Source organism: Stenotrophomonas sp. IS26, from assembly GCF_054188265.1.
Window position 1 is genome coordinate 25,983 of the sequence record NZ_JBSZJV010000011.1, and the last position, 13,962, is coordinate 39,944.

Genomic DNA, 13,962 nt, shown 5'->3' on the forward strand with positions numbered 1-13,962 from the left:
CTGCTCCACTGCCTGTCGATGCCTGATCGCGGCACTGTGCTTCACTTTCATGGCAGCCAGATGACAGCGACCACCGGTCGCAGCCGGCGGCGCGCCCGGCACGGGGTAAAATGGCCGCCAGCCGCGCAGCCGCGCCGGCGGTATTGGACGTCCCATGATCAACAACGATGTACTGCGCAGCATCCGCTACATGCTCGACCTCAGCGACGGCATGATCGCCGACACCTGTGCCCTGGCCGATCCGGCCTTCGTGGTCGACAAGGCCGATGTGGCCGGCTGGCTGCGCAAGGAAGACGAAGAAGGCTTCGTGCCCTGCGACGACCGCACCCTGGCGCATTTCCTGGATGGCCTGATCGTGCATTTCCGTGGCCGCGACGAGAGCCAGCCGGTGCGCCCGGTGGAAAAGCGCATCACCAACAACCTGGTGCTGAAGAAGCTGCGCGTCGCCTTCCAGCTGAAGGACGTGGACATGCACGACGTGTTCGACGCCGCGGGGTTCTCGGTCTCCAAGCCGGAACTGTCCGCACTGTTCCGCCAGCCGGACCACAAGAACTACCGCGCCTGCGGTGACCAGATGCTGCGCAATTTCCTCAAGGGCCTGACCCTGCGCGTGCGCGCCGCCTGAGTGAGGCCTTGGTGCGTGGCTCCGGTGCCGGGGCCACGTGCTGCAGCAGCGCCTCCATGAAGGCCCGCGCCGCCGGCGTGGGCAGGTGTGACCAGACCGCATGTACGCGCCGCGTCGGTGCGCCCTGGATCGCCACACAGGCAACATCGCTGAAGCCGGCCGCGATGGCCTGCGGCACGATGCCCACTGCCAGGCCCTGCTGTACGAAGCGCTCCACCAGCGCCATGTGATTGATCTCGAACGGTACCCGGTGCGGCAGCCCCGCGGCGGCGAAGGCTTCATCGGTCTGCCTGCGCGCACCACTCCCATGCGCGAAATCCACCAGTGGCAACTCGGCCAGCGTCGCCAGCGAGAGCCGTTTACGCCTCGCCAAAGGGTGGTCCGGAGGCAGCACGGCGACCATCGATTCCTCGGCCAGCAATCGGTGCTGGGTGCCCTCGATCGGGGTGCCCGGCGACAGCCCGACCAGCGCCACATCCAGCCGCCGCTCGCGCACATCGGCCATCAGCACTTCGCTCTTGTCCATGCGCAGGCGGAACTCGACCTGCGGATAGCGCCGGTGAAAGGCCGCCAGGCAAGCGACCAGATCCACCGCGGTCAACGAGGTGATCTGGCCGATGTGCAGGATGCCGCGCACCTGGCCACCGACGGCGGCAACGTCATCGCGCAGATGCCGCAGCGAGGCGAGCACCTGGCGTGCGTGCGTCAAGAGTGCTTCACCGGCGGGCGTTACCCTGACCTGACGCGGCAGGCGCTCGAACAGCGTGGCCTGCAGTTCGTCTTCAAGATGGCGATCTGGTGGCTCAGCGCCGACTGCACGACGTGGCAGCGCTGGGCGGCACGGGTGAAGTTGCCTTCTTCGGCCAGCGCCACCGCGAACTCGAGTTGCTTGAGGTTCATCGTGCCATCTCATTTTCAGATGCATTGGATGATAACTATTCATTTCCCTCATTTGCCGATCGGGCGGACACTGGCGCCCCTTCTTTCCTGGAGCCCGTCATGACCCACGACGTGCCCTCGCCACTCAGCCGCTGGCAGGTCCTGCTGATGGCCTTCGCCACCGGTGTCGCCGTGGCCAGCAACTATTACGCGCAGCCGCTGCTGCACACCATCGCCGGGCAGTTCGGGGTGTCCTTCGCGCGTGCCGGGACGGTGGTGACCGTGGCCCAGCTGAGCTATGCGGCGGGCCTGATCCTGCTGGTGCCGCTGGGCGATCTGTTCGAACGGCGCCGGCTGATCGTGGTGATGTCGCTGCTGTCGGCGGCGGGGCTGGTGCTGAGCGCGCTCAGCCATCAGTTCGTCTGGCTGCTGGTGGGCACCGCGCTGACCGGGCTGTTCTCGGTGGTGGCACAGGTGCTGGTGCCGTTCGCGGCGACGCTGGCGCGGCCGGAAGAGCGCGGCCAGGTGGTCGGTACGGTAATGAGCGGCCTGCTGCTCGGCATCCTGCTGGCGCGCACGGTGGCCGGGGCGCTGTCCTCGCTGGGCGATTGGCGCACCGTGTACTGGATCGCCGCAGCCGCGCTGGTGCTGACCACGGGCATGCTGTATCGGCATCTGCCGCGCTTCCATCAAACCGCCGGGCTGGGCTATCTGCAGCTGCTGCGCTCGATCGGCACGCTGTTCGCGCAGGAACCGGTGTTCCGCCTGCGCACCGTACTGGGCGCGTTGAGCTTTGCGATGTTCGCGATCTTCTGGACGCCATTGGCGTTCCTGCTCGCGGCCGAACCGTATGGCTACAGCGATGCGACGATCGGCCTGTTCGGGCTGGTGGGTGCAGCCGGCACGCTGGCCGCCGGTGTAGCCGGGCGCATGGCCGACCGTGGCAAGGCCGCGTTGGCGACGACCGTGGCGCTGGTGCTGCTGGCCGCATCGTGGCTGCCGCTGGGCTTCTCCACGCACTCGCTGATCGCACTGGTGCTGGGCGTGATCGTGCTCGACCTGGCCGCGCAGCTGTTGCACGTGAGCAACCAGAACGTGGTGTACGCCCTGCGACCGGAAGCACGCAACCGGCTCAATGCCGGCTACATGACCGGGTATTTCATCGGCGGCTCGCTGGGCTCACTGGCCTCGGCGCAGGTGTTTGATCGCTTCGGCTGGACCGGCGTGTGCCTCACCGGTGCGGGCGTTGCGCTGGTGGCGATGGGCATCTGGGCGGTGTCGCAGGCAAAGCGGGAGCTTTGAAACCACGCCACCGCGGGACGTAGGCAAGGGAACGGTAGATCCACGCATGGTGTGGATCTACCCGAACGCGCCTCAGAAGGTGGTCTGTACCGCGACCTCGACGCGCGATCCCGCATTGCCCGGGAACAGGCGTTTCGCGGCGCCGCCGGTGTCGTGCCCGGTCACCCGCAGCTCCCACGGGCCGTGCACACGCCACACCACGCTGAGCTGGCCATGCAGGTAATCATCGGCCTGCGCGCTGTCCAGCCAGTAATGGCCCACCGCGCCCTCGACACGCCACTGCTCGCCCAGCGGCAAACGCGCGCCGAGCTGCGCATAGGTGCCGCCGTGGCCGCCGGCCAGCGCGTTGTCGGACACGCCGACCTGCAGCCAGGCGCGTTGCCGCCAGGTCACCGTGCCATTGAGCTCGGTCCAGTCCAGATCGACCGTGGTCGAGGGATAAAGGTAGCGGGTCAGATTGACGTCCACGCTCCAGTCCGGCGTCAGCGCACCGCTCCAGCCGGCGATGAGGTCGAATTCGCTGCGCGCGCCGTTGTCCGGGCGGAACGAGACGCCCGAGCCCCACGCCGAGGCATACCAGCCGTTGGCCGTACTGAGCTTCACGCCGGCCTGCGCGGCCGGATCGCCGTCGCTCTGCGAGCTGCCGCGCCAGATGTAATCCGAGGTCAGCGCTGCATTGCCTTCCACCGCGGCCGCGGCCGCCCCGCTCATGACCAGCCCCACCAGCACCACGCCGCAGCGCAGGCGCTGTTTCCACTGTTGATCCACCACGTGTCCCACTCCAGATGACGGCCGCGCCGTCGAGAGCGATAGTCTCCCCAGGTGGGCCGTAACGCCGCCATGGCCTACCCGCGCGATCGGCGCAACGTTTCTGTAAATCCTGCGTCAGGATGGCGCCCGCGGGTGCGCGGTATCATGGCCACTCTGACCTGTTGCGAGTAATGGCGTGGACGCGATCCTGACCCCGGTATCGATTGGCGAGCTGATCGACAAGATCACCATCCTGGAAATCAAGGCCGACCGCATCGCCGATGCGGGCAAGAACGCCAACGTCCGCAAGGAACTCGAGGGCCTGTGGCCGCTGTGGCAGCAGCAGGTAAGCGCTCAGCCGGGGCTGGAGGCATTGAAGACGCAGCTCAAGGCAATCAACGAGCGCATGTGGGAGATCCAGGATCAGCTGCGCGACAAGGAAGCGGCGCAGGTGTTCGACGATGCCTTCATCCAGCTGGCGCGCGGTGTCTATGGCACCAATGGCGAGCGGGTCAAAGTGAAGAACGAGATCAACCGCATCGCCGGCTCGCAGCTGGTCGAAGAAAAGCAGTACCAGGGCGAGTAAGCCCGCCGGTGCGCGCCGGGCTCAGTGCCCGGTCGCGGCCATGAAGCGTTCGCGGTCCTGCTGGGTGCGCCGGCGGATTTCAGCCAGCGCTTCATTCTCGGTGGCTTCCAGCATCGATTCGAACAGCCGCTGGAAGTGGTTGCGCATGGCCGACCGCGCCGCTGCCGGGTCGCGCTGGCGCAGTGCATCCAGAATCCGGGTGTGTTCCTCGTCGCGGGTGTCATCGTCGTTGTGGCAGACGTTGGCGTAGACCTGCTTGACCCGCGGCAGCTCGTTGCGCATCCGCCAGATCAGCTGCACGCAGTGCTCCACCACCGGGTTGCCGGCGATCCGCGCGATCGACAGGTGGAACTGCCGATCCGCCTCGCTGGCCGCTGCCTCGCCCGAATTCGGGTCGACCATGGCCGCGATCAGGCCGGCCAGGTCCTCCAGTTCGTCATCGGTGATGCGGCTGGCCGCCATCGCGGCCGCCTCGGCCTCGATCACCGCACGTGCCGCGGTCAGGTCGAACGCCGAGACGTCGGGCAGTGCGCCCGGCGCCTGCGACGGCTTGGCCTTCACGTACACGCCGGAGCCGGTCTTGATGGTGATCAGGCCCTGTGCTTCCAGCGCGATTTCTGCCTCGCGCACCGTCACCCGGCTCACGCCCAGGCGTTCGGCCAGGTCGCGCTCGCCCGGCAGGCGCGAGCCCGGCGGGAACTCGCCCTTCTCGATCAGCGCGACGATTTCGGCAGCAATGGACTGGTAAAGACGGGGTTCGGACATCATCAAAGGCCTGCTGACAGGTGGCTGGGGACCGACAGGCGACCGCGCCTTCAGAGAGCGGCGCGGTCGGAAAAACCGCGCCACTGACCTCAGAAGCGGTAGCGCACCCCCAGATAATACCGCCGCCCGTACGTGGTGTACTCGCGGAAGCTGCCGAGGATGGGCATATCCGACACCCGCGGCTCATCGGTGAGGTTGCTGGCCGACAGCGACAACGACAAGTGCTTGTTCACTTTGTAGGTGGCGCGGAAGTCCAGCGAGCCATTGTCCCGCACATAGCGGTTCTGCGACGGGTCGCCGACAAACTGCTGGTAATAGTCGGAGCGGTACTTGTAGATCGCCTGCAGATCGAGCTTGCCCAGGCCCCAGTACACCTGCGCCGAGGCCACATGCTTGGAGAGGCCGAAGATGTTGGCCGGTTCGACGATGCCCGGTGTCACCACGCCGGTCGAGGGGTCGGTGGACTCGCCCAGGCGCAGGTCTTCGGTCTTGAAGTTGGAATCGGCGTAGTTGTAGCTGGCCTTCACGCCCAGCCCGGAGAAGATGCCCGGCAGGTAGGAGAAGCTGTGCGAGGCGGTGAACTCCACGCCGAACAGATCGCTCTTCTGGTCGCTGGTGGCCAGCTGCTCCACCGGCACGGTCACGCTCTGACCGTCGATATCGAAGGTCTCGTTGACGATCACCGGCATCGAGCCGCCGTTGAATTGCTTGTAGTACAGCGCACCGGACAGCATGGTGTCTTCGTTGGCGTACCACTCCAGCGAGAGATCGCCATTCCACGACATCAACGGCTTGGCGCGCGGGTTGCCGGTGGCGGTGATGCTGCGCAGCGCATCGCCCACACTGTTGAACTCGGTATCCACCTCGCCCAGGTTGAAGGTGCGGCCGTAGCCTTCAGCGGCCAGGTCCGGGCGCGACATCGCCCGATACGCACCGACGCGCAGCAGCAGGTCCGGGCGAAGTTCGAAGGCGGCGTTGAAGCTGGGCAGCCATTCGGTATTGCTGGATTTGAGTACCTGCGAGGTGAAATCGCCGGTCGGCTCCAGGGTCACGGTGCCGTCGGGATTGTTGATCACATCCAGGCCGCTGCGCAGGCCGACCGAGCGCACTTCGGTCCGCACGCCGCGCACGCCGATGTTGCCGGTCACCGGCAGGCCAAACCATTCGGCGCTGTAATCGCCCATCAGGTACAGCGCGCTGGTTTTCTCGGTGACATCGTTATTGGCCGGGTTGCGCAGGTCCGCGCTCAGGCCGGTGTCGTCCACGCCGGTGAAGGCCTTGAACAGGCAACGGCTGTCGAAGCTGGCCCACTGGTCGATGGTGTTGCCGCTGGCATTGGCCAGGAAATCGTCCTGCGGGAAGGCTTGGCGGCAGGCCAGGTTGGCAGCGCGGATCGCAGCGACATTGGTGGTGGTCACATCCACGGTGTCGGTGTAATCGGTGTAGGTCGCCTCGGAGCGGCGCAGGCCGCCCTTGATCGCGGTGAAGAAGCCGCTTTCCGGGGTGAACGTGGCATCGAAGCGGCCGGCACGGATGGTGTGCTCGCGATGCTGCTGGCGACGACGCACCAGCGCCGAATCGGTGAAGTTGTCCGGGTTGTTCACATCGAACGCGGGATCAAGATAGATGCTCGGCACGTCACCGCTGTAGTCATAGGTGTAATCGACGTAACGGGTGTTCTTGATGCCGCCGACCGGCCGACCGTTGACGTCGGTGCGACCGGCGCGCAGGCGGGTGCTGCGTTCGATCTGATCGCGCTCGGTGTTGGAGTAGGACAGATCGGTGGACAACGTCCACGCCGGGCTCGGCCGGAAGATCACGTTGAGCCCGCCGCCGGTGTATTCCTCCTGGCGCTCCAGGAAATTGCCGGTGGAATCGACCGTGGTGCTGCCGGTGTGGTGCAGCAGCGCGCCGTCGTCGGTGACCACGCGGTTGTTGAGGTTGCGCATCATCGAGGACAGCGACAGATCCGAGCGGTCTTCGGTGTAATCACGCTTGGAGTGCTGGTAATCCAGGTTCACTTCCACCGTATCGCTGGGCCGCCACTGCAGCGCGGCGAACTGCGAATCGCGCTTGTCGTGCTCGATGAACTGGCGGTAGATGCGGCTGCTGGGCACCAGGTAATACGGCACGCCGTTGGCGACCTGGTTGCCGTTGACCTGGGTGCAGTTGCGCGTCGCGCCGACCACTTCACGGCCATCGCAGGCCACCCAGGTGGAGCTGCTGGAGAACAGCTCTTCCGGGTTGCTGCCTTCCAGCGCCTGCACACCGATGGAGACACCGAGCTTGCCGGCGTTGCCCATGTCGAACTGGTCGATGTAGCTGGCGGTACCGCGCCAGCCGACGCCGTCCTTGTCCTTCAGGCGGTCATCATAGTCCTGCCAGGTGCCCCGGCCATCGAGCTGGAACGTGCGTTTGCCGTACTCCAGTGGTTTGACCGTCTCCATGTTGATCGTGCCGGCCACGCCACCTTCGACGAAGTCGGCGCGCTGGGTCTTGTAGATCGCCACGGTGTTGATCAACTCGGACGGGAACTGGTTGAAGTTCACCGAGCGGTCGCCACTGCCATTGGTGGCCTCGCGGCCATTGAAGGTGGACGAACCGAGGAACGGGCCCAGGCCACGGATCGAGATTTCCGACGCACCGCCCTTCTCGCGATGGGTGGAGGCACCGGTGATCGTCTCAATCGCTTCACCGATCGAGAGCGCCGGCAGATCACCGATGTCGTCGGCGGCCAGCACATCGGAGACCACGGTCTCCTCGCGCTTCTTGTCGATCGAGGTCTGGATGGTACTGCGGATGCCGGTCACCTGGACCTGATCCAGGGTGGTGGCTTGCCCCGGCGGCGAGGCCGGTGCGTCGGCATCCTGTGCGTGGGCCAGCGGCAGTGCCGCGGTGGCGCACAGGGCATAGAACAGCGCGCTGTGCAGCGCGGTGCGGCGGAGGCCTCGTGGTGAGGCCGTACGGCGGTCATGCAACATCGTGATCTCCCTCCCAGGATGGATCGTCCGATTACACGGATTCGATCCGGACGATTCACGACTGATGAACCAATGTCAATGAATTGGTACTAAAGTCTACCCCGCACCACTGTCCAGACCACTTTGCATGGAATTAATGTGCGGATGCAGCAGAAAAATGCGCAAAGCACATACCACATTCAGCTAAAGTGGTATGCGATTGTGGTTGACGTGCGCGCCCGGCAACCTGTTAGGATCGTGGCTCGCGTCAGTCGCCACGGTTCATCTGGGAGGGTAAGCCCGTGACTTTGCAACACTCGCATGCGCCGTTGGCGCGGCGTCCCATGGCCAAGGCCCTGCTGTTGAGCCTTTCCCTGGCGGCATTCCCTGCCGTGGCGGCCGATTATCTGGTGCGCGACGCTGCTGCCTATGCCACCGCCGTACGCGCCCTCGCCCCCGGCGATACGGTGATCCTGGCGAACGGCGTCTGGCGCGACGTTGACCTGCTTCTCCGGGGCACCGGCAAAATTGGTCAACCAATTAAGTTGACGGCGCAGACGCCCGGCAAGGTGATTCTCAGCGGGCAGTCCCAGCTGCGTCTGGCCGGTGAGCACCTGGAGGTGTCCCATCTCGTCTTCCGGGATGGTTGGGCGCCTGGCGGTGAAGTGATCTCGTTCCGGCGGTCAGCCAGCGAATGGGCCAACCACAGCCGGGTGACCGGGATCGTGATCGACCGCTACAACAAGCCGGATCGCCAGCAGTCCGATCACTGGGTGGCGCTGTACGGCCAGCACAACCGCTTCGACCACAACCAGCTGGTCGGCAAGACCAATGCGGGCACTACCCTGGTGGTGGTGCGCAACGCCACCAGCGGCCTGGACAACCAGCACCGCATCGACCACAACTGGTTCGGCCCGCGCCCCAACCTGGGCGCCAACGGCGGCGAGACGATGCGCATCGGCACCAGCCACGACTCGCAGTCCGACTCGCGCACCGTGGTGGAGAACAACTGGTTCGAGCAGTGCGATGGCGAGGTGGAGATCGTCTCCAACAAGTCCGGCGGCAACACGTACCGCGGCAACGTCTTCCAGGACTCGCGCGGCTCGCTGGTGCTGCGCCACGGCCACGGCAATCGGGTCGAACGCAATGTGTTCCTCGGCCATGGCAAGGCGCATACCGGCGGCGTGCGCGTGATCAACCGCAACCAGACCGTGCGCGACAATTACTTCGAAGGCATCGCCGGCGACAACTTCGCTGCGGCGTTGAGCGTGATGGCCGGTACCCACAACGCGCCGTTGAACCGCTACGAGCAGATCGATCACGCGGTGATCGAACGCAACAGCTTCATCCAGGTCGGAACGTTGTTGCTGGGCGCGGGGCTGGATGAAGAGCGCAATGCGATGCCGATGAACAGCCGCATCGCCGGCAACCTGTTCATCGGCGATGGGAAACGCGATCTGCTGCGTACGCAGGGCGATCTCTCCGGCATCACCTTCGCCGGCAACGTGCAGAGCCCTGCCGTGTCACCCGGCTTCCCCGGCGGTGTCAGCGGCCAGTCCGTGTCCCTGCAGCGCGCGGCCAACGGCCTGCTCTACCCCACCGCCGCCATCGATGCCGGTGCCCCGCGCGATCTGACCCCGATTCCCCGCGACCAGGTCGGCGTGGACTGGTACCCCAAGACACTGCCCAGCACCGCACTGGATAGTGGCGCGGTGCGCAGGGTCGCACCGGGCGAGGACACCCTGACCGCCGCCGTGGCGGCCAGCGCCCCCGGCGACCGCCTGCAGCTGCAGCGCGGCCGCTACACCGTGAGCCAGGTGCTGGCGGTGAACCATCCGCTCAGCGTGGTCGGCCCCGCACATGGCCAGGCCAGCGTGCAGTTCTCGCGGCCGAGCCTGTTCGAGATCGGCGCGCGTGGTTCGCTGCGCCTGGCGCGGCTGGATATCGATGGTGCGCTCGCCCCGGATGCCGCCGGCAACGCGGTGATCCGCGTGCCGCCGGGCAGCCAGGCCTTCAACTACACGCTGCGCATCGAGGACAGCCGCGTACACGGGCTGACCGCCAACAAGGCCTTCGATGTGATCGCCACCGGCAAGGGCAGCCTGGCCGCGCAGATCGCACTGGCCAACGTCACGGTGGAGGACATCACCGGCAGCGTGATCGCCGCGGCCGCCGAGACCGATGATCTGGGCACCTACAACGCTGAGCAGGTGGATCTGCTGGACTCCACGTTCCGCCGCATCGGCGGGCCGGTGGTGAACCTGTATCGCGGCGGCACCGACGAAAGCACCTTCGGTCCGGCGCTGCAGGTGCACGGCAACCAGTTCGAGCAGGCCGGGGTGGCCGATGACACCAGCCTGCGCCTGCATGGCGTGCAGTTCGCCAGCATCCGCGGCAACCGCTTCGACCGCAGCGGCCGCATCCGTTTCAGCCATCGCGTCGGGGAACCGACCCTGCGCATGGGCGACAACCCGCTGACGGCCACCGCGCCGTTGCTGTCTGATACCCCTGTTGAGGCCCTGCCATGAATCACGCCCCGCCCCTGATGCTGCTGCTCGCCGCCACCCTTGGCGGGGCCGCGTTGCCCGCTGCGCAGGCCGCACCCGCCGCCCGGCAGGCGCCCGCCGAGGCCGCCACCGCGCCGGTGCTGGTCACCGCCGCGCAGTGGACGCAGATGCGTGCCGAGGGTGCGCGCTCGCCGCTGTTCGCCAAGGAACAACAGCGTGCCGAACAGCGCGTGCGCGCGATGATGAAGGCCGGCATCGACGTGCCGGTGCCCAAGGACAAAGGCGGCGGTTACACGCACGAACAGCACAAGCGGAATTACCAGGCCATCCAGGCCGCCGGCGCGCTGTATCGGCTGACCGGTGACAAGGCCTATGCCACCTTCGCCCGCGACCTGCTGCTGGGCTACGCCAAGCTCTACCCGGGGCTGGGCGCGCACCCGCAGGGCCGCGGCCAGATTCCCGGCCGGCTGTTCTGGCAGACCCTCAACGATTCGGTCTGGCTGGTCAGCGCGGCGCAGGGCTACGACGCGATCCGCGACACGCTCAGTGACGCGGATCGCAAGACGATCGACGACAACGTGTTCCGCGCGATGGCCGATTTCCTGTCCGGCACGCCGGAAAATTTCGACAAGATCCACAACCACGCCACCTGGGCGGTCGCTGCCGTGGGCATGACCGGCTACGTGCTGCGCGATACCCGCTACGTCGACAAGGCCCTGCAGGGCAGCAAACGCGATGGCAGCGCCGGCTTCCTGAAACAGGTGGATCAGCTGTTCTCGCCGGACGGGTATTACGAAGAAGGCCCGTACTACCAGCGCTATGCGCTGGCCCCGTTCATCCTGTTCGCCAACGCCATCGAGCGCAACGAACCGCAACGCGGCATCTTCAAGCGCCGCGATGGCGTGCTGCTCAAGGCCGTGGATGCGCTGGTGCAGAGCAGCTACGGCGGCTACTTCTTCCCGATCAACGACGCCATTCTCGACAAGGGCCTGGACACCGAGGAACTGGTGGCCGGCATCGATATCGCCTACGCGCAGACCGGTGATGCACGCCTGCTGTCCGTCGCCAAAACACAGAAGCGCGTGCTGCTCTCGCCCGAAGGCCTGCAGGTGGCCCAGGCACTGGCAGACAACAAGGCCAAGCCGTTCGCCTTCGTACCGACCCTGCTGCGCGATGGCCCGGACGGCACCGAAGGCGCACTGGCGATCCTGCGCATGGGCGGCGAGAACGGCCAGGCGCTGGTGATGAAGAACACCAAGCAGGGCATGGGGCACGGTCACTTCGACAAGCTCAACTGGTTGTTCTACGACAACGGCCAGCGTGTGGTCACCGATTACGGCGCCGCGCGTTTCCTCAATATCGAAGCCAAGGCCGGTGGCATCTACCTGCCGGAGAACAGCAGCTGGGCCCGGCAGACCATCGCGCACAACACGCTGGTGGTGAACGAACAGAGCCACTTCGGCGGCGACTGGAAGCAGGGCCAGCCACTGGCGCCGACACCGCTGCTGTTCGCGGTCAGCGACGACACCCAGATCGCCTCGGCACGGATGGAAGGCGCCTATGACGGGGTCAGCTTCACCCGTACCCAGGCACTGCTCTCGCACCCCTCGCTGGGCGAGCCTGTGGTGCTGGATCTGCTGCGCGTCACCGGCAGCAAGGCCGCGCGCTATGACCTGCCGCTGCACTTCAATGGCCACATCATGGACGTGGGCTTCAAGACGCAGTCCGCGGTCGCCGCACGTCCGGTGCTGGGCAAGGCCAACGGCTACCAGCATGTGTGGATCGATGCGGCCAGCGAGCCGACCCGCGACGCACGCAGCCTGACCTGGCTGCTGGACGGCCGCTTCTATACCTACCGGTTCGCCAGCACCGCGCCCTCGCGTGCGTTGATCGGCGAGAGCGGCGCGAATGATCCCTCGTTCAACCTGCGCCGTGAGCCGATGCTGCTGCAGCGGGTGGATGGCCAGGCCGCCACCACGTTCTACGGCGTGCTCGAACCGCACGGCCAGTACGACGGCACCGCCGAAACCGTGCGGGGCGCCAACAGCCGCATCGACCGCCTCACCCACTACCGCGGCAAGGATGCAGACGTGCTGGTGCTCGACCTGGCCGGCGGCAAGCAGCTCGCCGTGGGCATCGCCGATGATCCGGCCAAGGGCGGATCGCATGAAGTGAGCGGCGGCGGACACAGCTGGCGCTGGGACGGTGGCTGGAAGCGCTTCGATACCGGCACCCGTACCGGCAAGGACGGCAAATGAAGGTCACCACGCAGGCCCGCACCTATGTCCGTTGGCTGATCGTGGCGCTGATCGCCATTGCCACGGTGATCAACTACATCGACCGCAACGCGTTGGCCGTGATGTGGCCGCAGATTTCCAAGGACGTCGGTGCGACCAAGGAAGACTACGCGCTGCTGGTCACGGTGTTCATGCTGTTCTATGCCGCCGGCCAGTTCGTGTTCGGCCGCCTGTTCGACATCATCGGTACGCGCCTGGGCTTCGCGCTGTCGATCGCGGTGTGGTCGATCTCGATCGCGCTGCACTCGGTCACCCATTCCATCCTGTCCTTCAGCATCGTGCGCGCCATGCTCGGCATCAGCGAAGCTGGCGCGTGGCCGGGTGCGGTCAAGGCCAATGCCGAGTGGTTCCCGGCGCGTGAGCGTGCGCTGGCACAGGGCGTGTTCAATGCCGGCGCGTCGATCGGCGCGATCGTGTCGGCACCGCTGATCGCCGTGCTGTTCCTGTGGCTGGGCTGGCGCGGCACCTTCATCCTGATCGGTGCGATCGGCTTCATCTGGCTGCTGCCGTGGCTGATCATCTACCGCGCAGGCCCGGACAAGCACCCGTGGGTGAGCGCGGCCGAGCGCGCGTTGATCCTGGATGCACCCACCGAACAACCAGCCGTGCCGGTCCCCGAGTACGTGCCCAGCATGCGCCAGCTGCTGGGCCATCGGCAGACCTGGGGCATCCTGATCTCGCGGTTCTTCCTGGACCCGATCTGGTGGCTGTTCGTGTCCTGGCTGCCGCTCTACCTGGCCGATACCTTCGGTTTCGACATCAAGCAGATCGGCATCTTCGCCTGGGTGCCGTATGTCGGCGCGATGATCGGCAGCCTCGGCGGCGGCTGGTTGTCCGGCCGACTGATCGGTGCGGGCTGGAGCGTGGACAAGGCCCGCAAGGTGGTGATCACCCTGGGCGGCGCGATCATGGCCCCGGCGCTGCTGGGCGCGGTGCTGGCCACCGATCCGGTCTGGGCCGTGGTGACCATCGCCTTCGTACTGTTCGGCTTCCAGATCGCCATCGGCAACATCCAGACCCTGCCCGGCGACATCTTCAGCGGCAAATCGGTCGGCTCGGTCGCCGGCCTGGGCGGCATGGCCGCGGTGGCCGGCACGCTGATCACCACCTGGCTGGTGCCGGCGATGACCCACGAATCCTACGCACCCATTTTCATCCTGGTGGCCGCCCTGGTGCCGGCCTCCCTGCTGGCGCTGTGGCTGGTCACCGGTCGCGTGGAAAAACTCCACGGCCCGGTCGAGCGCCGCTGAGCCCGCTTCTTCCCTTTCCCCCAACGCATCACAGGAGTGTT

Annotated in this window: 11 protein-coding genes; 6 read left to right on the forward strand and 5 right to left on the reverse strand. The window is 66.3% G+C overall.

Annotation, left to right across the window (positions count from 1 at the left end; translation table 11 throughout):
- Positions 1–154: 154 nt before the first annotated feature.
- On the forward strand, positions 155–625 hold the full coding sequence (locus ACW6W5_RS11220; RefSeq protein ID WP_152152868.1) for a YehS family protein: 471 nt from the start codon (positions 155–157) through the stop codon (positions 623–625).
- On the opposite strand, the gene ACW6W5_RS11225 is transcribed toward ACW6W5_RS11220, so the two are convergent.
- Both ACW6W5_RS11225 and ACW6W5_RS11230 read right to left on the reverse strand, forming a co-directional pair.
- Entirely contained in the window at positions 591–1,334 is a 744-nt protein-coding gene (locus ACW6W5_RS11225; protein ID WP_226956641.1) for a LysR substrate-binding domain-containing protein, read from the reverse strand. The genes ACW6W5_RS11220 and ACW6W5_RS11225 overlap by 35 nt on opposite strands.
- Positions 1,335–1,354: 20 nt before the next feature.
- Complete coding sequence (locus ACW6W5_RS11230) at positions 1,355–1,525, reverse strand: LysR family transcriptional regulator (RefSeq protein WP_226956642.1); 171 nt, start codon at positions 1,523–1,525, stop codon at positions 1,355–1,357.
- A 99-nt stretch (positions 1,526–1,624) separates the two neighbouring features.
- Here ACW6W5_RS11230 and ACW6W5_RS11235 point away from each other — a divergent pair, with 99 nt between their 5' ends.
- Entirely contained in the window at positions 1,625–2,806 is a 1,182-nt protein-coding gene (locus ACW6W5_RS11235) for an MFS transporter (protein ID WP_121044113.1), read from the forward strand.
- A 72-nt stretch (positions 2,807–2,878) separates the two neighbouring features.
- On the opposite strand, the gene ACW6W5_RS11240 is transcribed toward ACW6W5_RS11235, so the two are convergent.
- Positions 2,879–3,517, reverse strand: a complete 639-nt coding sequence (locus ACW6W5_RS11240; RefSeq protein ID WP_121044508.1) for a TorF family putative porin — start codon at positions 3,515–3,517, stop codon at positions 2,879–2,881.
- A 235-nt stretch (positions 3,518–3,752) separates the two neighbouring features.
- Between ACW6W5_RS11240 and ACW6W5_RS11245 the strand changes: the two genes are divergently transcribed.
- Positions 3,753–4,142 (forward strand): DUF6165 family protein, encoded by a 390-nt coding sequence (locus ACW6W5_RS11245; protein ID WP_121044117.1) that lies wholly within the window; start codon positions 3,753–3,755, stop codon positions 4,140–4,142.
- A gap of 21 nt (positions 4,143–4,163) precedes the next feature.
- Here ACW6W5_RS11245 and ACW6W5_RS11250 read toward each other — a convergent pair whose 3' ends face one another.
- Positions 4,164–4,907: a FadR/GntR family transcriptional regulator gene (locus ACW6W5_RS11250; RefSeq protein WP_152152870.1), complete on the reverse strand. Its 744-nt coding sequence runs from the start codon at positions 4,905–4,907 to the stop codon at positions 4,164–4,166.
- An 89-nt stretch (positions 4,908–4,996) separates the two neighbouring features.
- A complete protein-coding gene (locus ACW6W5_RS11255; protein WP_152152872.1) occupies positions 4,997–7,888 on the reverse strand; it encodes a TonB-dependent receptor in 2,892 nt (963 codons plus the stop codon).
- Positions 7,889–8,211: 323 nt separating this feature from the next.
- Between ACW6W5_RS11255 and ACW6W5_RS11260 the strand changes: the two genes are divergently transcribed.
- Genes ACW6W5_RS11260 through ACW6W5_RS11270 form a run of 3 tightly spaced genes read left to right on the forward strand, consistent with a single transcriptional unit; the run spans position 8,212 to position 13,921 of the window.
- Positions 8,212–10,395: a polysaccharide lyase 6 family protein gene (locus ACW6W5_RS11260; protein ID WP_226956643.1), complete on the forward strand. Its 2,184-nt coding sequence runs from the start codon at positions 8,212–8,214 to the stop codon at positions 10,393–10,395.
- The gene (locus ACW6W5_RS11265; RefSeq protein ID WP_226956644.1) at positions 10,392–12,632 is read left to right on the forward strand and encodes an oligoalginate lyase; all 2,241 of its coding nucleotides are present in this window, start codon (positions 10,392–10,394) and stop codon (positions 12,630–12,632) included. The genes ACW6W5_RS11260 and ACW6W5_RS11265 overlap by 4 nt, the downstream gene beginning before the upstream one ends.
- Positions 12,629–13,921, forward strand: a complete 1,293-nt coding sequence (locus ACW6W5_RS11270) for an MFS transporter (protein WP_121044130.1) — start codon at positions 12,629–12,631, stop codon at positions 13,919–13,921. The genes ACW6W5_RS11265 and ACW6W5_RS11270 overlap by 4 nt, the downstream gene beginning before the upstream one ends.
- The last annotated feature ends 41 nt before the right edge of the window (positions 13,922–13,962 follow it).